At 58.3% G+C, this 22,857-nt stretch carries 23 protein-coding genes and 1 pseudogene; 13 read left to right on the forward strand and 11 right to left on the reverse strand.

Annotation, left to right across the window (positions count from 1 at the left end):
• Positions 1-507: 507 nt before the first annotated feature.
• Together ASD00_RS30970 and ASD00_RS30975 are read left to right on the forward strand one after the other, a co-directional pair.
• Positions 508-804 carry a type II toxin-antitoxin system HigB family toxin gene (locus tag ASD00_RS30970; RefSeq protein WP_057210953.1) on the forward strand — a complete coding sequence of 99 codons (297 nt, stop codon included), beginning with the start codon at positions 508-510 and terminating at the stop codon, positions 802-804.
• Positions 804-1,199 (forward strand): type II toxin-antitoxin system HigA family antitoxin, encoded by a 396-nt coding sequence (locus ASD00_RS30975; protein WP_057210918.1) that lies wholly within the window; start codon positions 804-806, stop codon positions 1,197-1,199. The genes ASD00_RS30970 and ASD00_RS30975 overlap by 1 nt, the downstream gene beginning before the upstream one ends.
• Before the next feature lie 14 nt (positions 1,200-1,213).
• On the opposite strand, the gene ASD00_RS30980 is transcribed toward ASD00_RS30975, so the two are convergent.
• The 3 genes from ASD00_RS30980 to ASD00_RS30990 form a co-directional block, all read right to left on the reverse strand.
• The gene (locus ASD00_RS30980) at positions 1,214-2,548 is read right to left on the reverse strand and encodes a TadE/TadG family type IV pilus assembly protein (RefSeq protein WP_156585892.1); all 1,335 of its coding nucleotides are present in this window, start codon (positions 2,546-2,548) and stop codon (positions 1,214-1,216) included.
• Positions 2,549-3,031: 483 nt separating this feature from the next.
• Positions 3,032-3,508: a YdeI/OmpD-associated family protein gene (locus ASD00_RS30985; RefSeq protein ID WP_057210922.1), complete on the reverse strand. Its 477-nt coding sequence runs from the start codon at positions 3,506-3,508 to the stop codon at positions 3,032-3,034.
• Positions 3,509-3,536: 28 nt separating this feature from the next.
• Positions 3,537-4,328 carry a GntR family transcriptional regulator gene (locus ASD00_RS30990; protein WP_156585894.1) on the reverse strand — a complete coding sequence of 264 codons (792 nt, stop codon included), beginning with the start codon at positions 4,326-4,328 and terminating at the stop codon, positions 3,537-3,539.
• Between the two features lie 123 nt (positions 4,329-4,451).
• On the opposite strand from ASD00_RS30990, the gene ASD00_RS30995 reads away from it, so the two are divergent.
• The 7 genes from ASD00_RS30995 (at position 4,452) to ASD00_RS31025 (ending at position 11,539) form a co-directional block, all read left to right on the forward strand.
• Complete coding sequence (locus ASD00_RS30995) at positions 4,452-5,837, forward strand: 6-phospho-beta-glucosidase (protein WP_057210924.1); 1,386 nt, start codon at positions 4,452-4,454, stop codon at positions 5,835-5,837.
• A complete protein-coding gene (locus tag ASD00_RS31000; protein WP_162249766.1) occupies positions 5,837-6,766 on the forward strand; it encodes a carbohydrate kinase family protein in 930 nt (309 codons plus the stop codon). The genes ASD00_RS30995 and ASD00_RS31000 overlap by 1 nt, the downstream gene beginning before the upstream one ends.
• A 36-nt stretch (positions 6,767-6,802) precedes the next feature.
• Complete coding sequence (locus tag ASD00_RS31005; protein WP_057210928.1) at positions 6,803-7,945, forward strand: extracellular solute-binding protein; 1,143 nt, start codon at positions 6,803-6,805, stop codon at positions 7,943-7,945.
• A gap of 17 nt (positions 7,946-7,962) precedes the next feature.
• Positions 7,963-8,817 carry an ABC transporter permease subunit gene (locus tag ASD00_RS31010; RefSeq protein WP_025430884.1) on the forward strand — a complete coding sequence of 285 codons (855 nt, stop codon included), beginning with the start codon at positions 7,963-7,965 and terminating at the stop codon, positions 8,815-8,817.
• Positions 8,814-9,623 carry an ABC transporter permease subunit gene (locus ASD00_RS31015; RefSeq protein ID WP_025430883.1) on the forward strand — a complete coding sequence of 270 codons (810 nt, stop codon included), beginning with the start codon at positions 8,814-8,816 and terminating at the stop codon, positions 9,621-9,623. Before ASD00_RS31010 ends, ASD00_RS31015 begins: the two co-directional genes overlap by 4 nt.
• Before the next feature lie 36 nt (positions 9,624-9,659).
• The gene (locus ASD00_RS31020) at positions 9,660-10,715 is read left to right on the forward strand and encodes an ABC transporter ATP-binding protein (RefSeq protein ID WP_057210930.1); all 1,056 of its coding nucleotides are present in this window, start codon (positions 9,660-9,662) and stop codon (positions 10,713-10,715) included.
• Positions 10,716-10,816: 101 nt separating this feature from the next.
• The gene (locus tag ASD00_RS31025; RefSeq protein ID WP_057210932.1) at positions 10,817-11,539 is read left to right on the forward strand and encodes a glycerophosphodiester phosphodiesterase family protein; all 723 of its coding nucleotides are present in this window, start codon (positions 10,817-10,819) and stop codon (positions 11,537-11,539) included.
• Here the strand turns inward: ASD00_RS31025 and ASD00_RS31030 are convergent.
• Positions 11,520-12,317, reverse strand: a complete 798-nt coding sequence (locus tag ASD00_RS31030) for an inositol monophosphatase family protein (protein ID WP_057210933.1) — start codon at positions 12,315-12,317, stop codon at positions 11,520-11,522. The two genes, ASD00_RS31025 and ASD00_RS31030, sit on opposite strands and share 20 nt — an antisense overlap.
• Positions 12,318-12,804: 487 nt before the next feature.
• On the opposite strand from ASD00_RS31030, the gene ASD00_RS31035 reads away from it, so the two are divergent.
• Positions 12,805-13,467 (forward strand): hypothetical protein, encoded by a 663-nt coding sequence (locus ASD00_RS31035; RefSeq protein ID WP_057210935.1) that lies wholly within the window; start codon positions 12,805-12,807, stop codon positions 13,465-13,467.
• Between the two features lie 10 nt (positions 13,468-13,477).
• Here the strand turns inward: ASD00_RS31035 and ASD00_RS31040 are convergent, their stop codons facing one another.
• Entirely contained in the window at positions 13,478-14,413 is a 936-nt protein-coding gene (locus tag ASD00_RS31040; protein ID WP_082523783.1) for a LysR family transcriptional regulator, read from the reverse strand.
• A gap of 170 nt (positions 14,414-14,583) precedes the next feature.
• Here ASD00_RS31040 and speB point away from each other — a divergent pair, with 170 nt between their 5' ends.
• Both speB and tauA read left to right on the forward strand, forming a co-directional pair.
• The gene (gene speB / locus ASD00_RS31045; protein ID WP_057210939.1) at positions 14,584-15,558 is read left to right on the forward strand and encodes an agmatinase; all 975 of its coding nucleotides are present in this window, start codon (positions 14,584-14,586) and stop codon (positions 15,556-15,558) included.
• A 43-nt stretch (positions 15,559-15,601) separates the two neighbouring features.
• Positions 15,602-16,612 carry a taurine ABC transporter substrate-binding protein gene (gene tauA / locus ASD00_RS31050; RefSeq protein WP_057210941.1) on the forward strand — a complete coding sequence of 337 codons (1,011 nt, stop codon included), beginning with the start codon at positions 15,602-15,604 and terminating at the stop codon, positions 16,610-16,612.
• Positions 16,613-16,710: 98 nt separating this feature from the next.
• On the opposite strand, the pseudogene ASD00_RS42155 reads toward tauA, so the two are convergent.
• From ASD00_RS42155 to ASD00_RS31075, 5 genes and pseudogenes are all read right to left on the reverse strand, one after another.
• A pseudogene (locus tag ASD00_RS42155) lies at positions 16,711-16,988 on the reverse strand (integrase core domain-containing protein); the annotation flags it as partial.
• 94 nt (positions 16,989-17,082) lie between these two features.
• Complete coding sequence (locus ASD00_RS31060) at positions 17,083-17,823, reverse strand: ABC transporter permease subunit (RefSeq protein ID WP_057210945.1); 741 nt, start codon at positions 17,821-17,823, stop codon at positions 17,083-17,085.
• A gap of 2 nt (positions 17,824-17,825) precedes the next feature.
• A complete protein-coding gene (locus tag ASD00_RS31065; RefSeq protein WP_063963368.1) occupies positions 17,826-18,536 on the reverse strand; it encodes an ABC transporter permease subunit in 711 nt (236 codons plus the stop codon).
• Positions 18,537-18,542: 6 nt separating this feature from the next.
• The gene (locus ASD00_RS31070; protein WP_158268948.1) at positions 18,543-19,340 is read right to left on the reverse strand and encodes a transporter substrate-binding domain-containing protein; all 798 of its coding nucleotides are present in this window, start codon (positions 19,338-19,340) and stop codon (positions 18,543-18,545) included.
• A 67-nt stretch (positions 19,341-19,407) separates the two neighbouring features.
• On the reverse strand, positions 19,408-20,802 hold the full coding sequence (locus tag ASD00_RS31075; RefSeq protein ID WP_057210949.1) for a M20 family metallopeptidase: 1,395 nt from the start codon (positions 20,800-20,802) through the stop codon (positions 19,408-19,410).
• A 102-nt stretch (positions 20,803-20,904) separates the two neighbouring features.
• On the opposite strand from ASD00_RS31075, the gene ASD00_RS31080 reads away from it, so the two are divergent.
• Positions 20,905-21,822 (forward strand): LysR substrate-binding domain-containing protein, encoded by a 918-nt coding sequence (locus tag ASD00_RS31080; protein WP_057210951.1) that lies wholly within the window; start codon positions 20,905-20,907, stop codon positions 21,820-21,822.
• Between the two features lie 451 nt (positions 21,823-22,273).
• Here the strand turns inward: ASD00_RS31080 and ASD00_RS31085 are convergent, their stop codons facing one another.
• Positions 22,274-22,705 (reverse strand): DUF932 domain-containing protein, encoded by a 432-nt coding sequence (locus ASD00_RS31085; RefSeq protein WP_244496173.1) that lies wholly within the window; start codon positions 22,703-22,705, stop codon positions 22,274-22,276.
• Positions 22,706-22,857 lie beyond the last annotated feature (152 nt).

The following is a 22,857-nucleotide window of genomic DNA, read 5'->3' on the forward strand; positions in this document are numbered from 1 at the left end:
TCCCGGATCCCGGCGTTGGCCGTCGCGATGCTGATCCTCCGAGACGAGGCTTTTTAACCGGTCAAACCGCGCGCGAACGGGCTCTGTCAGCTGCGCTGCCTGCGCCTGGTACGCTCATTCTTGCTGGTTGCTCGAAGCCGACTAGCTTTTTCGGCCAGATATGCGCGGGGAGCGCCACCACTCGAACCCAAAGTGCCGCTCTCGTGATTTAGCGCGGCGGATTGCTCCCATTGAGCAGCGTTGCCCGGATCATGTCAGCCTTCGAAAGTGGGATGGATCGGACAACTGCAGGTGCCGCTGCCTTTCGGGCTTCATCGGGTTTTCTCAGGCTTTCAATTTTTTGCTCGGCCGCCAGCCTGTCTGTGTGCGACATTGGGCTAATCACTGTGCCGTTTATATCGTGCGTGCGGAGCCTGGTTGCGCAATCGCCCCGGGCTTTCGTCACGAAGGAGTTTGGGCATTGACAAATTTGTAGGCTTGTTCCCAATATGGGAACATATGTGCGGCATGCAAGTCATAGCGAAGTCCACGTTGAGAGCCTTCTGGGGAAGGCATTCCCAAGCGGAAGTACCCCTGAAGACCTGGTACGCAATGGTGAGCAGCGCGGCGTGGACGGAGCCGGCGGATGTGAAGACGATGTTCGGTGCCAACATCGACTTTGTCAGCGATAAACGCATCATATTCGACATTTCCGGCAACAAGTATCGCCTGATCGTCCACGTTGCCTATCCATATAAGCGGCTGCTGATCAAGTTTGTTGGCACCCACAAAGAGTACGATCAGATCAACCCGGAGACGGTGTAATGGACAACATTCGAGCCATCAGGAATGATGATGACCTTGCATGGGCTATTGCAGAGGTCTCGGCATATTTCGAGAACCAGCCGGAACTCGGGACTGAGGAGGCTGACCGCTTCGACGTTCTATCGGCCCTCATCGAGGCATATGAAGACGCGCACTACCCGATCGAGGCACCTGAACCCGTTGAGCTAATCAAGGCCCACATGGAAATGTTCGGCCGCACTCAGGCCGACCTTGCCGTGATTTTGGGTTCGCGCTCTCGAGCTTCTGAAGTTCTTAATAAAAGGCGCGCTCTAACCGTGGAGATGATCCACCGGCTGCATAAAGCGTGGAATATTCCCTCTGATCACCTTGTGGAACCGTATCATCTTGTTGGCCGCGAAAGAGAGGTAGCCTAGCATCATTTGGCTTACTATCGGGCCAGACGGATCGCACCCGGATTGTTAATGGTGTTGTTCGCGAGCGCCGCCTTGCAATCCAGCTTGAAGCTGCTGTTGCCGATCATCGTGATCTCCTGCGCGACGATGCGTACGCATTCGCCGCCGGTGGAGCCATTGCCGGCATACTGGATCTCACGTGACGCCGGCATGTAGATGATGCCCGCAAGCGACGAGGCGCTGTTGCCGTTGATCACGGCCGTCGCCGTGTTGTTCCTGGCGGCAACGATCGAGAAACCTGCCCAGTCACCGGTCTGCGACGGCGTGATCTTGAAGGTCGAGCCGCCGTGAATGTCGAGTTGGGCACCGTTCATCAGGAAGAAGGTGACGCCATTACCCGTGAGCACCGACTGGCTGGCAAGTTTCAGAGTGCCGCCATCGATGATGTAGGAGCCCGGCCGCAGAAGAACCGCGCCCTTGATCTCCAAGCCGCCGTAGGTGCCGGGCTTCAGTTCGACAGTGTAGCCGGCGGGTGCGTTGTTCGGTGTCTTGCTCGTACCGTTACAGTCGCCATTGCCGCCACCGCCGGCCACGAAGTTCTGTCCGCATCCGGAGAGGTTCACCCAGCTCCCGGTCGTCGGCATTTTCTTGAACCGGAAGGGGTCCGGGATCGGTGGAACACCTTCCACCGCCTTGCCGCAGGCGAGCTCGAGATGGGCAAGCGTCGCCGAAACCTTGCCCGTTGCATAAAGACACTCTGCCTTGAGAGTGGCCGACCCACTGAGATAGATCGACTGTGCGTCGCTCGAATCCGACGTGATGGTACAGCCGGAGGTATCGACAGTGGCACTGCCGCTCACTTCGAACGCCCGGGATGCAGTCGGGTGGAGTGCCAGAATGCAGGCTTCCCGCCCCGGCATGCGCGCCGCGACGCTTTCACGATCGATCGTATAGGGTTGGAGTCCCCAGAACAGCGGAGCGTATTTGAGCTCATAGGTCGTCGTCGCCGTGCTTTCGACGCCGAGGGTGCCAAAAGTAACCTTGATCGCCTGCGTTGCCACCGGCGTCGAACTGCCCAACCCGATCTCGTCGATAATCTCCGGTGTGCCGAAATTGGCGAAGAAGATGTTGTTCGCCAGGTCCTTCGCTTTGGCTTCATCCTCCCCTTCGCCATAGGACTTTACCGCGGAAAAGGCGGCCGCATCGAGCGCGTCCTGCATCTTGGCGGATTCGAGATTGATGCGGGCGAGATTGATGGCGATGGAAGCGCCCGTGAACAACGGGATTATTAAGAGAGCAGTCATGACGGCAAAGTTGCCGTTTTCGTCCTTAAGGATGCGGACGAGGTTGTTCTTCAGATCGCTTGGCATCTTGTTTGTTGCCCCCCTCAACAGATCACGACGACTTCGGAGCCAGGTGGCCCAAAAAGCAATAAAGGTAATCGATTCTAGTGAGTTGGAGCTGGATACGGCGGCTGGCTGCGTCCCCTCCCTGCGCTCCAAAACAGGATTGCTAATTTAGCCATCAAGCGTAGAGAAATAGCTTCAGAAATTGTTAAACTTTGTGGCATCCGGCGCTGTGTGGGGGAATCCACAGCGGAAACGGGCGGGTGCCTGCCCGCGCTGCCGCTCTGGGTATCGTTGGGGCCGCTCTGCGGCGGTGTTTGTTTCCGATTTGTGCGTCTGGGATCGCATAGTGTATCGCCGGGAACTGGCTATGAAGTCTACGGCGGGCGGCGTGATGCCACGCTAGCCTCGACGCCCTCTGATCCGTGCCCGGCAAGCTCAGCCTGCCGGTCGAGCGCGACCTGTTTTTCACGCCTGATCGATTGTCCATGCACTCATCGCGCGCGCTTATTTCAGATTATCGACCAGTTTGCGAATGCGACGTTCCCGAACTTCGGCGGTCTTGGCCTCGTGGATCGCGTTGACGTGCTTTTGCCGCAGCCCAAAAGTCAGGCGGTCAAAAGCCATTCGGGCTTGCGGAGAGTTATTGAGCGCCTCGGCGAGCTCTGCGGGTTCGGCGACCTCCCTGGGCGCCTCGTCGAGCTCGACTTCGATTTCGACTATATCGCCTTCGCTGATCCTGGCGGCGGCGCGATGGGCAGCGCTGATCCCTATCAGCCGCTGCCCCCGCATGGCCGCCACCCGCGTGCGCCAACTAAAGCCATTGATTGTCACAGTCACCGGTGGGCGACCTCCAGGACCCAGCTCTTTCATTACTGCATCGGGGACCTCGACACCTGTCGCATTGCCGGAAGGGACAACCTTCGCCTGGAACGTCGCTGCTCCCCTGCCTGCATTTTTGTTCTGATTGTCGCTAGATGACATCGTCCAAATCCAATGCTGCTGCGCGTACCTATTCGCCCTGTTGAATGCTCAGGGGATAGCGCTTGGGATGGTGCACAGAGGTTGATATGTTGATAGGTCGGTTTTCGGCGTTGAACGCGATCTGATCCAACGTCAGCACCGCGGTCTTTTGTTCCAGTTTGAGCAATGCAATCTCGTCTTCATCAGGATAGCGCGCACTGATTGTTGTCTGTCCACGCACGGGGCGCAGGCCGTAACGCTCGCGCAATTCAGCGTAGAGCGAACGGTTTCCAGTCGACCAGTCCAAATCCAGCAGGCCCGGGCATGCGACGGGCTGCAGCCAGTCATACTGTATGACCACCGGCACGTCGTCGAGCGTGCGAAGGCGTTTCAACAACACGACGTCAGCCGCTTCTGGCAGGTAGAGCGCGCGTGAAATCTCCGGCGGAGCGGCATAGATCTTGGCTTCCAGCAGGCGGCTGCCGGGCATCATGCCCTTGGCGATCGCGTTGGCAGTAAAGCTTGTCAGCAAGTGCAGCTCGAATGGTTCACTTCTTTCGGCGACGTAGAAGCCCTTGCCTGGCTGGCTTTGCAGATGGCCCTCCTGAACGAGTTCCACAAGCGCCTGCCTGATTGTAATGCGGCTGACATCATATGCCTGTACCAGCTCGCGCTCGGACGGAAGTTTAGAATGTGCGGGGATCGTGCCGTCACGCGTCAGATCCAGGATGTTCTGCTTGACCTGCCTGTAGAGAGGTTGCTGGTCATCGCGATCCAGCGGCTTCAGCCGGGCGCGTTCCGCCAACGGATTGCTTCGAATTGTCGGCTTTTTTGCGGGCATCTTTTCCGTACCGTTTGTGACGATTCCAGTGCTGCACGAAATATGGTGGCAAGGCAACGGTCTATCTTGACATGTCTGGATATGACCAGTTACGACTGCATTAATAGACAACTGAGGTATCCGATGAAGCTCACTTTGATTGGCGGCGGCGGCGTAAGAGCGCCCCTATTCGTGGCTTCGGCCCTTCGCAGGGCCGAACGCAGTGGGCTTACCGAAATCTGCCTGCATGACGTCGATCAATCGAAACTCGAGATCTTCGGTAGGCTCGCCCGTGAGATTGCTCTCAGGATGCAGTCGCCCGTCCGCATTTCAGCCACCGTGATTGCCGAGAAAGCCCTTGAGGGCGCGCGTTACGTGGTCACGACTGTTCGGCCTGGCGGCGAGGACGGACGCGTCAAGGACGAGCGGATTGCCTTGTCCCACGGCGTTCTGGGCCAGGAGACCACCGGACCCGGTGGTTTTGCCATGGCGTTGCGCAGCATTCCCGTCATCACTGAATATGCTCGGCTTTTGAAAGAGGTCAGTCCGGATGCCTGGCTCTTCAACTTCACCAACCCGGCGGGCCTGGTGGCCCAGGCTTTGAGCGACGCAGGCTTCGATCGTGTCGTCGGCATCTGTGATGGTGCCAACGCGGCCCAGGAAGCGGTGGCGCAGAAGCTCGGTGTTGCCGTCAGGGACGTGCAGACCGAAGTCTTCGGTCTCAATCATCTATCGTTCACGCGGTCGGCGGTCGTTGGAGGGCGCGAGGTTCTGCAAGACCTGCTGGATGACGATGCGTTTCTTGCCGAAACGGCGCAGCGCATTTTTGATCCGTCGATTATCCGGCGGCATCGCCTTTGGCTCAACGAATATCTCTACTACTTCTACTATGCCGAGAAGGCGCTTGGAGACATCCAGGCCGATGCGCGCACCCGTGGCGAGGAAGTGCGCGATCTCAATCGAACATTGATTGCTGAACTCTCTGCCATTGGCGTCGAGCGCGATGCGGATGCTGCCCTGGCTGCCTACTTCGCCTATGAGCAGCGGCGCGAGGCGACTTACATGCATTACGCGCGGCCCGAAGCGCCGAGCATGGAAGATGCCGACAGGGCCATCCGCGCGGTCAGTGCGCATGCCGCGGACGGTGTCGGCGAGGGCTATGCCGGCGTTGCGCTCAATATCATCGATGCGATGGAATCGGGAGCCGAGTGCCATATCGGATTGAACGTGCGCAACGGGGACGCTATCGACGGCCTTCGTCCGGATGACGTCGTCGAAGTCAGCTGCGTCGTCGGCCGAGACGGGATCAAGGCAAAAAAAATCGGGGCTATGCCGGAGGCTCAAGCGCAACTCGTGCACAACATCAAGCGTTACGAGCGGCTCGCTGTCAGGGCGATTGCCGAGCGGCGGAAGGATCTCGCCGTAGAGGCGCTTGTGGCGCATCCGCTTGTGTTGTCCTACTCGCGCGCGGAGCCGTTGGTCGAGCAATACATCGCTGCACATCAACCCTTTGCCGGGGAATGGCGCTGATGCTCTCAAAGCGGTGCAGGGCCTCCCCTTACGACGTGGTGCTCGCCGGCGAGTATTACTACGACCTGATTTTTTCCGGTCTTGGCGAGATACCAAAGCTCGGCGCTGACGTGTGGTCGAAGAACTTTGATGCCGTCCCAGGAGCCAGTTATACGACGGCGCGCGCGTTTTCCTTGCTCGGTGTGAAGGTCGGCTGGTGGTGCGAGACCGGGACTGATCTTTTCAGCCAGCTGATGATCGCAGCGGCGACGCGAGATGATATCGACGCTTCTCTGTTCCAGCGCCGCGCAGAGGCAAGAATACGCCTGAGCGCTGCCTTCTCCATGGCACACGACCGCGGGTTCATAAGTCACTTCCAAGGGGACGAGACGCTTCCGTCAAAGGCTGAGATCGAACGGCTCGGGCCGCGTGTCCTCATCGTGCAAGGGCTCACCTGCCGGAGCGACTTGGCAGATCTGTTCGCCTTTGCCCGCTCCATCGGCATCTTTTGCTGCCTGGATTGCCAGCATGTCGACGAAGATATGGCCGATGGCAATCTCGCCGAGATTCTGCGCCGCACGGATTGCTTCATCTGCAACGAGACCGAGGCAAAGCGGCTGACAAACAGTGAGAGCCATGATGCGGCGCTATTGGCGTTTGCCGAATATTGCCCGACTACGGTGATCAAGCGCGGCGCATATGGCGCTTCCGCACTCCATGCGGGCCATGTCATCGAAATTGGTGCGCCGCAAGTCGAGGTCGTCGACACGACGGGTGCCGGCGACAGTTTTAACGCCGGCTTCATCTACGGATTATTGCAGGGCTGGCAGATGGAGAAGGCGCTTCGAGCGGCGGTTGCCTGCGGGTCGGCCTCGGTGACGGCGCATGGCGGCAAGGCGCTGCCCCGCGAAAGTGAGCTTCTTCAAAGCATGGCGGAAGCTACCTGGTAGAGAACGACACATCAAACGCAACGTGGGAGCATGCATATGAAACGTCGGGAATTCCTTGCATCCGCAGCGGCAGCTGCTGCGGCAATTGCCATCAGCCCCAGGGTAGCCTTTAGCGCTGACGGGGCGGTTGAAGTGATCGTGGGAAGCGATCAGAACGTGGCAGATTTCTGGTCCAATGTCGTTGTTCCGGCATTGCAGCAAGAGCTCCCGGACCTCGTCGTGAACGTTACGGTATCAGACGGAAACTCGGGGATGATGGCATTGGCGGATCGTGCCCTAGCGGCACTGAAGACGCAGAGTGATCCGCAGGTCGATGTGATGGAGGCCTTCAATCCACGCAATACCGTCGGCGCGATCGATGCCGGTCTCTGGCTCGATTTTTCCAAGGCATCGATGAGCAACTATTCGAAGCTCAACAAGCTTGCGATCGATACGAATTTCGGCCTGCCATACCGTGGGTCACAGGTGGTTCTGGCCTATGACTCCACCAAGGTGCAGACGCCTCCAAAGACCTGGGAGGAACTGACGGCCTGGATCAAGGCAACGCCCGGCCAGTTCATCTACAATCGTCCGGACAAGGGCGGATCCGGCGGCAATTTCGTGCGGCGCGCGATCCACGAAGCCAACGGACGAGACCCGTCTGCATTCACGGCAGCCAATTTCAGCAAGGAAAAAGCCGACGCGATGCTGCCGCCGGCCTGGGAGATCCTGAGGGATCTCGCACCTTCGCTCTACCAGGGCGGATCCTACACGGCCGGCAACACGCCGTCGCTGCAATTGCTTGTATCGGGCGTCGTCTCGATGGTGCCAACCTGGTCGGATCAGGCCCTGTCCGGCCTGAAATCGGGTGAGCTACCGTCTCATATCAAGCTCGCGCAACTGCAGGATCTGGCATTCGTTGGCGGGTTTGCCTATTGCACCATTCCGACAAATGCCAAGAACATCGAGGCTGCGACCAAACTCGCAAACGTCCTCATTTCGCCTGCCGTCCAGGAACAGATCGTCGATCAGATCGCCGGCTTTCCGTCGATCGAATGGTCTCATCTTTCGGACGAGATCCGCACTGCAAACGCCGACATCATCCCGAAGTCGATTCCTGCCTTCCCCGACGGCGAGTGGGAAGCCGCTGTCAATGACGGCTGGTATCGCAACGTCGCGCCCGCGATCGCGCGAAACTAAGAGATCGGAGCGCTGGTTTGGGAAGCGAAGGCAACTCTACACGAAACCTGAAAGGGCTGCTGCTAATCGGTCCGCCGCTTGCAGTCATGGTCTGCCTGCTGCTTTATCCCGCTGGCGTTTCTGTCCTGCAAACACTCCAGGAGACCGCAGCCGACGGCTCCGTCTCCTGGAGCCTTGCTCGATATCATCGGTTCTTCACCGATCCATACAGTGTTGCCAACTATGTTCGCACCGTGTGGACGACGGTGGTGACGTTGGTTCTGTTGATCGCCATTTGTCTGCCGATCGCCATCTATCTGCATTTCACCCGCAGCCGCTTGGCCGCCGTCGTTCAAGCCTTGGCGCTTTTTCCGATGTTTGTGCCAGGCATCATCGTCGCCTATGCGCTCATTCGATACATCGGCCCGAACGGCCTGCTTCAGTCACTGCTGGAGTTGGTCGGATTCAGATCCTATAACTCGCCATATCTGACTCCGTGGGGGCCGGTCATCGGCTTGGTCTGGGACCATATGCCCCTGACCTTGCTCATCCTGACGGCTGGCATGGCGAAGGTGTCACAAGAGGCAATCGAGGCCGCCCGCGATGTCGGAGCCGGCTATGTCGTCATATTCCATCGTATCATTCTGCCGCTCATGGTCGACTCGCTTCTGGTCGTGGTCGCCTTGAACGTCATCAGCCTTTTCGGCTCGTTCGTTATCCCCTACATGCTGGGACCGGCGTCTCCAGAGATGATGGGCCCTTACATGCTGAGGACATTTTCGGAAGTCCGTCAGCCCGATTTTGCCGCAGCGCAGGCGGTGATCACTTTCCTGACCTGCTCCGTGTTTGGCATCCTCTATGTCGTCATGCTGACGAGAAAGCAGGACGTATGAAGATCCGCGCCAGTACCATCGTCGGCATCGTCATCATGCTTGTCCTCATTGCCTATGTGGTGATGCCCATCGCGACGGTCTTTCTCTGGGCTTTTGCCGAGAAATGGACCTACCCGGCGCTGCTTCCGACCGAATGGGGCTTGCGCTACTGGCACACGACCCTGGCGCGGGCCGACGTTCTGTCGGCCTTGCGCCTGTCACTTGCCCTTTCGGTCACTGTGACGCTTCTGTCGGCGGTGATCTGTCTGCCGGCGGCCTATGCCTTCGCACGGATGGAGTTCGTCGGGCGCCGGACCTTCATGATGTCGTTCCTCGCAATCAACGCCTTTCCCCGATTCGGGCTCATCGTGATGATCGCGACGCTGTTCCTGAGCCTGCGCCTTGTGGGCACGTTCTGGGGCATCGTCCTGGTGCAGTTGCTGAATACCATGCTGATCATGATCTGGCTCCCGTCGGCGGCATTCCGCGGCGTCGACCGTCGGTTAGAGGAAGCCGCGCGTGATGTGGGGGCCGGGCCCGTGCGGACATTCATACGCATCACTATTCCCCAAGCCGCCCCCGCTATCGGGGCAGCGATGCTGCTCACATTTGTTTCGACCTTTTACGAGACAGAAGGCGCATGGCTGGTCGGTGCTCCCAAGCTGCGCACGATGCCAATGGTGATGTTGCAGATGATTACCGGGCAGATCGTGGTGCAATATGGGGCCGTCCTCTCGGTTCTGCTTTGGGTGCCATCGTTCATCGCATTGTTGTTTGCTCGCCGTGTCCTGGCGTCGAACCAGTTTGCAAAAGGATTTGGCGCATGACGCCGCACGCACGCGTGTTGTCGGAGTTCTGTTGAAATGGCGAAATTGGAACTGAAGGGAATCGAGAAGCGCTACGGCAACATGGCCGCAGTCCGCGACATCTCTCTCGAAATAGCATCGGGCGAACTGGTCTGCCTGCTCGGACCGTCGGGATCGGGCAAGTCGACGCTCCTGCGGATCATGGGAGGCTTCGAAAACCCCACGGCAGGTAGCGTTCTCATCGATGGTATCGACGTAACGGCGAGCGCGCCGGAAAGCCGCCCGACCGGGATGGTCTTTCAAAGCCACGCGCTCTGGACGCATATGAACGTCTTTGAAAACATCGCGTTCGGGTTGAAGCTCAGAAAGATGAGCCGAACGGAAATTGCCCGCAAGGTCGATGCAGCGCTCGATCTCGTCGGTCTCAGCGGCTATGGCAAGCGCAGTCCGCTGCGTCTTTCGGGCGGTCAGCAGCAACGCGTTGCGATCGCCCGATGCATCGTTCTGGAGCCGAAAATCCTGCTGATGGACGAACCTTTCGCCAGCCTCGACCAACATCTCAGGGAGCGGCTGCGCGAGGAAGTACGTAACATCCAGCGCGAGCTTGGCATCACCACCGTCTTTGTAACCCACGGCCAGGACGAGGCGCTTGCGATAGCGGACCGGGTCGTCGTGATGTCGGTTGGAAAGATCAACCAAGTCGGTGGACCAGCCGATATCTACGCACAGCCGCAGGACAGGTTTGTCGCCGGCTTCATCGGCGCGATGAACCTGATCGACGGGCGTGTTTCGTCGGGGGTGATGGATGCTGCCGGTTTCAGAGTAAAAGTACCATTGCCGGATGGTGAGGCAACGCTTGCTGTTCGGCCGGAGAAGCTGGCGATCGCTGCCCAAGGTGGACACACTTCGGCATCGGCGAAGATTACCAGGGTCGTCCATTTCGGAGCTTACCGCACCGTCGAGGCGACAACCGACGGCGTCAACCGCGTGAAGATACATGCCGACACGGAGACGGTACTCGAACCGGGTCAGGAAATATTCCTTGATCCCGTTCATTTCTCCGTCTTCAAGGACGGGCACGACGTCTTTCGTTCGGCGTCAGTCTCCAGATGAGTTTGCGTCCCGCCCTCAAGTGGCATCGCTTGCGCCAGGTCCGATCCGACTGTGCGTTCGGTCTCACCAGCATGTTGCAGGGGTGGGCATGCGGCGCATCGATGGAAGTGGATCTGCGCGCCCTTGGCGACGGCGATTTCGTCTGTCTGCACGATGCGACAGTCGATCGGGAAACGAGTGCTGCTGGTCCGGTGCGGGATTTCACGTCGTCGGATGTCAGGTCAATGGTAATGCGCACCGATGATGGTCATCTGACCGACCTGCAACCCATGCTGCTTGGCGATCTTGCCGCGGCGATGGACGGTGATGCGGTTCACCCGGACGCTTTGATGCAGCTGGATTTCAAGGACGACATCGGGGCGCTTTCTGCCGGCCATCGTCAGCATTTCCATGCATGTCTCGCATCCTGTGCAGATCGCTTTATCCTTTCTGGAGATGACCCGGCAGGACTGCTCAGCCTTGGCGCCGGCCTACCGGGGCTCAAGATCGGTTATGACCCTTGCCGTGATGACACGCTGGTAGAGTTGCAGCAAACCTTGGCGTTTGAAGCATTTGCTCGCGACGCTGTCGGCAGAGTGCCATTCGCGTCATATGTCTATCTCGAATACCCGATCATACTTGCCGGGCTCGATGCCGGCGTGAACGTCGTTTCGATTTTTCAATCGGCGGGCATGAAGGTCGACGCATATACACTCAATGCCGACCACCACGGGGTGGACGAGACGTTGCGCCGTCTGGTTCAGGCCGGCGTGGATCAAGTCACCACGGACGAGCCGCTCGCTCTTGATAACATACTAAGCCGGGTCATTCCCCAAACAGACTAAGCAGCCAGGGTTGAAGCGCCGGCACGCTGGCGAGAACTGCGCCATTGCCATTCTGCTCGTTTCCCTGGAAGTCGGTGACGACGCCTCCGCACTCCCTGACCAGCAGTGCAGAAGCGAGATAGTCGAGCGTGTCGAGCCCATCTTCGAAACAAGCGTGGTGCCGACCGGCTGCGACATAGGCAACGGAAAGCGCAGCGGAACCAAGCCGCCTGGTGACGGCCGCCCGGTCGATCACCGCGCGCAGGGCGGTGTGATAGTGCTCAACCGATATCCCCTGGACCTGTCCGGGGATGGGGAGTCCGACACCGACCACGGATCGCTCCGGCAACACATCGCCGCAAACGGGCAGCCGCTTGCCGTTCAGATATGCGCCTCTACCTGCCTCCGCGACAAACATTTCGTCACGGATTGGGTCGAAGACGACGCCAGCCGTTACTCGGCCATCTTCCAGATGCGAAATGACCTGCGCAAAGAATGGAATATGGAACGCGAAGTTCGACGTCCCGTCGATCGGGTCAATGATGAATGTCCGCCGGCCGTCTCCAGCCCGGTCGCTTGTCTTTTCCTCGCCGACAATCCCCGCGTCCGGGCATTTCTCATTGAGCACTGCTGCAATCGCGCGTTCGGTCGCGATGTCGGCCGCCAACTGATAGTCCCGGGGCGCTTTTTCAACCATGCCGATGGTCTCGTTCGCAGCGTAGTATTTTAGAGCGATGGCACCGCCAGCGCGCGCCGCATCTATCATCGCTGACGCTACGTCGCTCGGCTGAAATGACATGGATCGCCTTTCCAAAGAGGGTTTACATCGGACTGGTCATAACAGGTCATTTCCAGCTGAGCAAGTTATTGATCGGTGTGGCCGCCAGGTGGGGCCTGCGCACAGCTTCGACTGGCTTACTCGCCAGAAGTTGTGGCGGAGATGAGCATTATGGCTTTCCCCCTGGACATCGAGGTGCCTTTTGTTGTTCTCCACCACATCTCGCGAGTTTGCCTTGGCAGCGCTGCTGCCGGCGCCTAGTACGCTCTGTTTTCCAGCGCCTCGATGTCGACGGGCTTTGTCGGCATGATATGCACGGCGACCAAGACATTTTCCGGGGCAACAGTGGTTTCGTTCTCAACTAAAAAGTGCCGCTCACCCGATCTAGCGCGGCGCTGGATCGAACTACCCGTTGAATTCCGGACCGGCATCGCACCTATTTACAAACTTAACGAACTTGACGAGCTATCGCACCGCACCTAAATACTAGGGCAGGAGGCTGAAGCCAATGTCCATCACGAAAACAATCGACAGCGATTCTTCCAACGTCGCACTCTCGATGAAGCTTCCTCGGAAGGCCGATTTCGAAAAGGCTCTTATCAGGCAGTATGCCAAGGCGGTTCAACTGAGCCGTAAGGTTGGGCATCAGGTCAGCTTCCGCGTGGTCGTGGATCCGCAGGCCGGAGCGCAGACGATCTCGGTCGTCGAGGAAGAGCCCGCGCTTCGAGAGGATGCATTTCCGATCGAAGCGATGGCCGTTCCCGATGACGAGCTGCGGGCCGCGCTGGCGACGGCGCGGGAGCGCGGGCGACGGCGCGTTGCAGAAATCCTCGCCGAGGACGACATGGTGAGCGCGGACGCATTCGCCGATCTGCTTGGCGTGTCACGTGTAACCGTCAACACCAAGCGTCAGAATGGACAGGTTCTGGGGCTCGACGGCGCCAAACGCGGCTTTCGCTTTCCGGCATGGCAACTCGACCGGGATGGACGGCCCTATGCTGCGCTCCCGAAGTTACATGCGATTCTGGGCAGCGCATGGGCGGTTTACCGTTTCCTAATTACGCCGCATGGCGCTCTGGATGAGCGGACGGGGCTCGATGTGCTGAAACGCGGCCATGACGACGACATCCTTGCAGCGGCCGAAAGCGTTGCCCGCGGTGATTTTCGCTAAATGGCTGCAATCAAGCCGCCGGCGGGTTTTGAGAATTTTCCGTGGGGGCAATCGAAGGTTTGAGGTATTCGAGTAGCAGTTTGGCCGGCAGCGGTAATTTATGATCGCGTCGATACATAAGACCAAACGGTACGACATGGCTTGTAACATCAGGCATGATACGCACCATCTCGTTGAGATCTTCCCATGTCTTTGCGTAATGGTCCGGAAGGTATCCGATATATTTCCCGCTCAGTATCAACATCGCTGCGGCCTCCATCGAGTGCACAATTGCTGCCGTTTCGAAATTGGGGATGAAGGCGGGCTGTAATGATTCCCGGAGATAACCCCGCGAGACAAACCCGAACTTGTCGTCTTGATTGAATATCTTATCCTTCTGCGTTTCCTTGTCGGCCAGAGCATGCTGCGCGGAGCAGAACAAGCTCATCCTCTCGTGAAAGGCTTCCTTGATGACGACGGATTCCGAGGCGATGGAAGTGGGGCCGACGATGAAGTCCACATCGCCGTTGGCCAGACTGCTCTTCAGCTTGTCGGGCGAAAGAACGTCGATCCTTATAAGTATGTCGTCGTCGATTAATCCCAGTTTATGAATAGCGCGTTGCAGTTTGAATTGGTGCTCCGAGATTAGCCCGTCAACGATTCCGAGCGACAATTCGCGGCCGATCCGTTTCTTCGTCAGCCACGTTTTACTGCGGAACTCGTCTATCGACTCGAAAAGTTCGGTGATGGATGAATAAAGCTCCGTACCGCCCGGTGTCAGTCTGAACCCGGATCGCCCTCGGTGGCAAACCTTGAATCCAACTCTTTTCTCGAGGTTTGCAAGGTGCGTGCTGATGTTGGAAAGGCTCATATCGAGAATCGATTGGGATGCGGATAGTCCTCCGCAGTCGACCACCGTCCTGAAAACGGTAAAGAGGCGAAGGTCAAAATCTGAAACAGCTCGCACGCATACACCCCAGGCAGTGTTGTCGCAATCGGCAATGAATAGACAAGAATACCCCTAGTCGATGATCACTTCGGTTTGGTGAGAAGTCAACTTGTTCAACTAGCTATTCGTCTGCGCCACACGACGTGAGAGCAATCCAATGTCGAGAAATGGACGTTGGAGGAGTTGTCATGTCTGATCCAAGATTCACCCCCATAACAGGGACGGAGATGCCGCGATATGCCGGGGCGGCCACCTTGATGCGGTTGCCGCAAGTCCTCCCGGGTACTCCCGATTGGAACGACGTGCAGATCGGTCTGTTTGGTGTTCCCTGGGATGGAGGAACAACCAATCGCCCGGGCGCCAGGCAGGGACCACGGCAGGTACGTGATGCATCCACCATGGTTCGCAATGTGAACCGTGCGAGCGGCATTAATCCATTTGCATTGTGTCGGTGCGCAGATCTCGGTGACACCCCAGTAAATCCGGCAGATCTGACAGATTCGATGACGCGTATCGAGCGGTTTGCTGGCGAGGTTTGCGTCTCAGGCATTCTTCCGCTTTTTGTCGGCGGTGATCATTTGTCAACGCTGCCCGTCATGCGTGCGGTCAGCCGACGTTTCGGGCCGTTGGGCATGGTCCACATAGATGCGCATACGGATACATGGGATTCCTATTTCGGTGGTCAGAAGTACACCCACGGAACACCCTTCCGTCGAGCCATCGAGGAGGGAATTCTCGACCCAAAGCGCACGGTACAGATTGGAATACGAGGAGCGCTGTACGCCGATGGTGATGATGGATGGGGGCGCGAGCAGGGTATCCGTGTCATCGACTTTGACGAATACAGAACGTTGGGCGTCGAACGGGTTCTGCGCGAGGCGCACGCCGTTGTTGGCTCTGCTCCGACGTACATCAGCTTCGATATCGATGCGCTTGATCCCGCTTACGCGCCAGGAACAGGAACCCCTGAAATTGGCGGTATGACCACGCACGAGGCCCAACTTCTCGTTCGAGGTCTTGATGGCATCAATTGCGTCGGTGCGGATGTTGTCGAGGTTTCCCCACCATTCGATCTGAGTGGCAACACGGCGCTCGCTGCGGCCACGCTGTTATTCGAGATCCTCTGCGTTGCGGCCAGCGGTATCGCAAGAGTCAGGGCATAATTTTTCAAAAAGCAGAAGTTTAAGTAAACCATTGGAGGAACAGATGAAATTGAACAACGCCATAGCGATGGCCGGCGTGACGCTCTTGGTTTCGTTGCCATCGGTACGTCCCGCACAAGCCGAGCAAAATGTAGTGAACATCGCCTACCAGCTCACGCCGAGCCCTTGGGTCGCTCGTGTTGCCGACAAGTCATTTGAGACGCAAACTGGCTACACGATCAATTGGCGCCAGTTCAACACCGGCGCGGAAATTATCAGTGCCATGGCGTCGGGGTCGATTGATATCAGCGTGCTGGGCTCAAGCCCGTTGGCGGTCGCAGCGACGGCCGGCCTGGACATCAAGCTGTTCTGGATACTGGAGGACATTGCTAGCGCTGAAGCACTCTATGTCCGCAATGACTCTGGCATCAACAAGCCTGCCGATCTCGCCGGCAAGAAGCTTGCGGTTCCCTTCGCCAGCACGAGCCACTACCAGTTGATGTATGCGCTGGAGCAATGGGGCATTGATGGCCAGACCACAGTGTTGAACCTCGACCCGAATAAAGCTGCTGCTGCTTGGGAGCGCAAGGATGTTGACGGTGCATTCATCTGGGGGGCTGCAATGGCGCGCCTAAAGTTGGATGGCAAGCCTTTGGTCACCTCAGGCGAGATTTGCCAAATGGGGCGCTGCACGTTCGAAGGAATGGTCGCCACCACCAGCTTCGCCGAAAAGAACAGCGATTTCATGCGCCAGTTTGTCGGCATCATCAATGCCGCCAATCAGGACTACAAGAGTAACAGGTCCGAATGGGGCGCTGAATCGGACAACGTAAAGCTGATATCCAATCTTTTTGGTGCTGATGCCGAGACTGTTGCAGAGGATATTTCCAACTATAGATATCCATCGCTCAGCGAGCAAATTTCATGCTCCTGGTTAGGGTGTGCGGCAGAAGGCGGCGGAGCAAAAACACTGAAGCTGACGGCGGACTTTCTGAAATCGCAGGGAAAGATCGGGACGGTTCTCGATGATTATTCAGGGTTCGTCACGGATGACTATCTGGAACGCGCAGAGTAATCTTTTGGCTGCTGCACGAGCGCCTCGGGGGACTTTTATAGGCCCCCGAGCATTCCCTTCTTATGATGGTGTGGACGGGTTCGCTTTATCGTCTGTGATCACGATGGCTTGCTGATCTCGCCACCGGGATTATTAAGCAGGATCAGAGCCTTGTAACCGATCGCCGAGTGACGACGTTCATCGTTGTAGGATCGACGCCAAGTCACCAACTTTTCGCGTGAATCCGCAAGGGTCAGGAACCAATGAACGTTCAGGCATTCCGCGCGGACTTGCTATTGAGCGCCTCGATGGAGCCGTTGTCAGTCGGCTTGCCGGGCCGCGAGAAGTCCAGCATGACGTTGTTGGCATGGGCCCAAAGGTCGAGATGTCGGGAGATCGATGTAGTGGTGGATCTAGTTGTGACCACACCTACGGGCACGAACGTCAATGACTTTCGCGCGATTCTAATCGTTTGAGCTCGATCGCACCTCTCATGCATCCGCTGAACTTACTTCAGCCTTTCGATTTCTCCCGCGCTGATGCCTAAGCGGCCGCTCGTGTGGTGGAGCAAGGTAGATTTCCAACAAACGCAATCCCAGGATCAGTGCCGAATTGATGACCAAATATATGGCGGCTACCATGCAGAATACCTGGATGACGGCGAAGGTCTCGCTCATCAGATCCTTTGCTACACCGGTCAGTTCCATCACCGTGATGGTGCTGGCAAGCGACGTCGCCTTGAGCGACACGACGATCTCGTTGCTGTAGGCCGGCAAAGCGCGTCTCACAGCTATCGGAGCGGTGACGAGAAAAAAGACCTTGATCGACGACAGTCCCAGCGCGCGGGCTGCCTCGATCGCGCCTTTGGGCACGGCGGCCAGACCGCCGCGCATCACCTCGGCCGTATATGCGCCCGAGCAAAGGCTCATGGCGATCACAGCACAGGCGAAAGGCTCCCTCAACAGGATCCATGCTGGACTTTCGCGCAGCCATGCGAACTGGCTGAGGCCATAGTAAAGTACGAAGATCTGAACCAGCAGCGGCGTGGAGCGGAACGCTAGAACATAGGCTGATGCGATAGCCCGAAGAGACCCATGACGCGAAGCACGCGCCCAAGTGGCAATACCCGCCAGGACGAAACCAAGTGGGAGGGTTGCAGCCGCAAGTGCCAATGTGACCCAGATTGCGCCAGCCAGTTCGCTAGCAACGTGTAGTGTCGTTTCGAAATCCATGATCAGCCCCAGCGCATTCTGTTCTCGACGGCGACGAACACCCGCGAGGATACGGCGACAAGCACGAAATAGATGACAGCCGCGGCGCCGTAAAAGACGAAGGGTTGTCCGGTCGTGCGGCCGGCGAGGCCGACGACCCGCATAAGCTCGGCCACAGAGATCACGGAAAGCAGTGTCGTTTCCTTGATGGCCATGATCCAGACATTGCCCAGGCCCGGCAGGGCCTGCCGGAACATTTGCGGCATGATGACCAAATAGAGTCCCAGAAACGGACGAAGCCCGAGCGCGGCGAAAGCCTCGAACTGCCCGGCTGGAATTGTGCCGTGCGCGCCGCGGAACACTTCGGAGCTATAGGATGCCGAGACGAGGGTGACGGCCATCACGCCGACCGAAAACGCGTCTATCTCGATGTAGCCGGTGTAACCGAAACCGCGCGCGACCCACATCAGCGCCCCGTTGGTTCCGAAAAAGAGAAGGAAAATGACGAGCAAGGGCGGCACTCCTCGCATCACCGTCGTATAGAGATTGGCTGCGCCCGCGATCCAGCGATTGCTTCCGAGCTTCGCCAGTGCAATCGCAAACCCAAGGGCGACACCGAGAACGTAGCCGAGGCTCGCGCAGGTTACGGTGACGCCGAGTCCGAAAAGGAGCGGCCTGGACCAGCCCTGATCGCCCCAGGCCAGCATTTGAAGAATGGACGCGTCCGCAGCCATCAAAAATCATTCTCCGCAGATTTTCGGGTCGGCCTTGGTCGAGATATCGAAACCAAACCATTGCTGCGAAATCCGTGTGACTTCGCCGTCTTTCTTCAGTTGGCAAAGGGCCACGTCCCATGCTTTGCGAAGCTCCGCGGTATCCTTGCGCATCAGTCCGCCGACACCGACGCCGAGATAGTCGAACTGCTCGAAATCAAGATTGGGTGACAGGATCTCGATCGTTTCGCCTTGTGACGAACCCGTGAGAGCTATCCACGGGGAACGCCCCGCAAGTGCGGCGTCAATCCTTCCAGCCAATAGGTCGAGATTGAGGCTGTCCTGATTGTCGTAGAGGCGGACGTTAACTTCGCCCTTCAGTTCATTGTCCATGAACTTTTGACTTTGCGTGCCGGATTGGACGCCGACCGTCTTGCCTACCAGCGCATTCTTGAGCTCTGCCCAGGAGCTTTTCCCGTTCAGGCCGGAATTTTTGGCGGCCGCAAAATTGATCGGCAGGTTGCCGTAGCTCTGCGTGAAGGCAAGGCGTTTCTGCCGCTCTGGGGTGATCGATATCCCACCGACGAGGATGTCATATTTGCCCTGCTCAAGAGCGGGAATCTGTCCTTCCCAGGGTTGGGCGGTGAAGCGGCAGCTGCGCTGCATTCGCTGACACACGAGCCTTGCCAGTTCAATATCGAAACCGGTCAGTTCTCCCGCAGGCGTCATCGAGGTCCAGGGAAGATAGCCGCCATCCGTTCCGATGCGCACTTCAGGTAAGTCCTCAGCCAAGACCGGCGTCGCGCATAATGCTGCAAGCGTCAATGCTGCGACCAGTTCCGTCCATTTTGCTTTCATGATTGTCCCCCTCATTGTATTTGTGTTGGCAGGTTCAAAAGCGTTCGGGTCGGTCGTCCGTGCCGAGGTCCCAGAACAGGCCTGCCATGATTGCAAGACCCTCTGCGACAAGTGGCGTCAGCAGATGTTCGTCCGGCGCATGCTGACAGCATCCCGAATAGGAGTGCGGCACCCAGACTGTTGGAATTCCTAACAGATCTGCGAAGCAATCGTTCGGTAGAGAGCCTCCGGCATTCGGCAGAATTGTCGGTTCCACCGCCGTCGTCCTTCGAACGGACGCAGCCGCCCAGCGCATCAAGGGATGCTCGGGATCGAGGCGTGTGGCGCCCCATTCCAGTTCTGTTGCCTTTGGGACGACGGCGACATTGCCAAAGCCGTTTTCGTCGAGGTAGGCGCGAATTGTCTGCATGAAGCCCGCCGGATCGGTATCGACGGTGTAACGGATCTGCAGTCGTGCAGATGCGCGGGGCGGAATGGCATTGATCGGTAGAGCCGGCGTGCCTGCCGTCATCGCCAAGACTTCGAGCGCCGTCCAGCCGAAGACGCGTTGCGATGGCGTCAATCCCGGCTCGCCCCACCAGCCGTCAAGCTCCGGGCCGCCGCTCTCGGCTTGAAGCTCTATTCGACCGAGTGCGGCCATGACGCCTGGAGGAACTTCAGTCGGAAGAATTCCTCGAACATTGATTTGACCGGTCGCCGACACCAGGCTGGAGATGGCGTTGGCGAGGATCACGGCCGGGTTGGCAATCAGGCCGCCCCAATTGCCGGAATGATGTGCGCCAGCCCTGAGATCGCAGATCAGATCGAAATCAACGGTTCCACGGGTGCCACCATCAAGTGTCGCGCGGTCGCGGGCCAGGCGAGGTCCGTCCGATGAGATCAGCCAATCGGCCTTGAGCTTCGAACGATGTTCCGAACAAATCTGGTGAAGTCCGGCCGAACCGGTCTCCTCAGAGGTTTCGATAAGCACCACGACGTTAAAGCCGAGGGATCCGCGCGTCGCCAGAACCGCTTCCAGAGCCAGCATCACGATTGTGTGCTGGCCCTTGTTGTCGGCGGTACCGCGACCGTAGAGGCGGTCGCCCTCGACACTCACGCGCCAGGGATCACGGCCATTCGACCATGCGCCTTCCATGCCAGCCACCACGTCCGCATGTCCATAGACGAGCAGTGTCGGCAGATGTCCTGCTTCGTCGCGCCGCGCGATCAGCAGCGGGCCGCCCATGGGATCCGGGTTGTCCAGAATGTCGCCAGTAAAGCCGAGGCTTGTGAGATCCTGCCTGAACTCGTTTAAATAACGCACGCATTCCGGGCGCCGTGCGGGATTCTGGCTTTCGGTCGCGATTGCGACGCGGCGTGTCAGATCGGCCAGAAAGCGCCCGTTGGCCAGATAGGCGACGGCGGTGGCTATAGATTGATCCCTAGACATAATCCTGCTCATTCATTGCGTTGACAGCACGATGTCACGCGGACGAATATGCAAGCAAACCAAAACTTCTCTCGGTTACCCTTAGCTGGATTGAGTCTCGACATGGCCCGTCATTTACCACCGCTGCCCGCACTGCGCGCTTTCGAAGCTGCGGCGCGCCATCTGAGCTTCGCCAGGGCGGCTGGTGAGCTGAGCGTGACCCCGGGCGCAGTCAGTCATCACATGAAACAGCTCGAAGAGTGGGTCGGTGGACCGCTGTTTGAACGGCGCGCCAATGGTGTGGGATTGACGGAGGCCGGCCGGGTCTTTGCAACGCGCCTCGGTGCGATCTTCGATCAACTCACCGCCGTCGGCGCTGCGGCACGAGTGCCCGGCGGGCTCAGCACCGTCACCGTTCGTTGCCAGTTTTCACTCGCAACGAAGTGGCTTGCACCCCGCATTGGCAAGTTTCGCAAGGCCCATCCCGACATCTCCGTGGCTGTCATGGCTCTGCCGCACCGGTGGAGCGCTAGGGAACCGGATCCGGATCTTGCAATCTATCATGGCCGTGGAACGATTCCGGGCGTCCGACAGGATACGCTGATCAATGGCAGCCTGATTGTCGTCGGTTCGCCCGACTTGGCGGCCACCCTCCCGCCTGCGTCGACACCTGCTGACTTGTTGTCCCGGCCCCTGATCAAGGTGGATTATGCCGAACCGGGCTGGCACGATGAAGGGTGGGAAGCATGGTTTGCTGCAACTGGGTTTGGGCATCTCGAACTGCGGTCAACCTTGTCGTTCAATCTGGTGCACCTTGCGATCGGTGCCTGTCTGTCGGGCGCCGGCTTCGCTCTGGTTCCAGATTTCCTGGTCGAGACCGAACTATGCACCGGGCGGCTGGTCGATGCCTTCGGGATATCGCTGCCGATTAGGCAGCCCTATGTCATCATGACACCCGACGCTAATCTTGCGCGACCAGAGGTTGCGATCTTAAGAAGCTGGCTCTTGGATCAAGGTCTTGCGACGGCGAAACTGGGGTAACCAGTCCCGCATGTGCTTTCAGTCCGAGTACTGTTCTCGCCGGCCTCGTTCGAGCAAGAGACGCATCGTGTGCAGGTTGGTTAGTTTCACGTTGGTCCGACGTCCCTGTGAGGATCCAGTCCTTATGAATGCGGCGCGTGGGATCGGTGCAGAAATACAGGACCAAGGGTGGCCACACAGTGCTCTTCTAGTCGAAAGCTATGTTGCGACGATCTTCGCACAGTTGCTCCGTCGGCAGAGGTATATTCCTTCCGTTCGCAAAGGCGGATTGACGCCGGCAAGCCTGAACAGGGTCATCGAGAAAATCGACGAGAACCTCGATGTCGGTCTATCCCTCTCTCATTTGGCCGAGGTGGTGAATCTTAGTATTCCCCACTTTTGCAGGGCATTTAAGCAGTCGCTTGGTTGTCCGCCATATGCCTCGCCGAGAGGTCGGCATGACACCCGTAGCTTATCGTGGGGCCTGGCCGAGAACGCGATAGGTGCCTTCGATGACCTTGTGTTGGACGTCACCGGAATGGCGAACCTTGTTGGCATCGATGGTGCCGGTCTGCGTCACCAAGGAATTGAGGCAACGGACACGGAAAGGCCCGGCCATCAGCTCGTAGGCGCTGGTTCCGTCATTGGCGTTTTTCAGGAGAATTTCGCAAACCGTATCCCCGACATTGTAAATCTTGCCGTCATCGATGCGGCGTAGCCGGATGAGGTGCTTGGTAAAATCGGCCTTGCCTTCGATGCGGCTGCGCGACTGCTTGGCGCCGACCGGCATGAAGCCTTCGTTCATAAGGCCGCGCAATACCTCGATGGTCGGGATGGGTTCGAAACGTTCGGACCGGCTCTCATGGGCGGTCACGGCAAAGATTGACGGTGCGATGTGGCGCATTTCAGTTTCGGTCAGGGCGCGGCCGGTGTCGAAGCGGGCGGTTCGGGCGTAGATGCCTCCTTCGCGGTCGATCTATAGAGAGCGAGGAGTTCGCCAAGCAGCGTTTCCATTTCTGCGATCGCCTTCGGATCCGACCTCGCCGTGGTCTGCAG

Source organism: Ensifer sp. Root31 (genome assembly GCF_001424825.1).
In the GTDB taxonomy this organism is placed as follows: Bacteria; Pseudomonadota; Alphaproteobacteria; order Rhizobiales; family Rhizobiaceae; genus Ensifer; species Ensifer canadensis.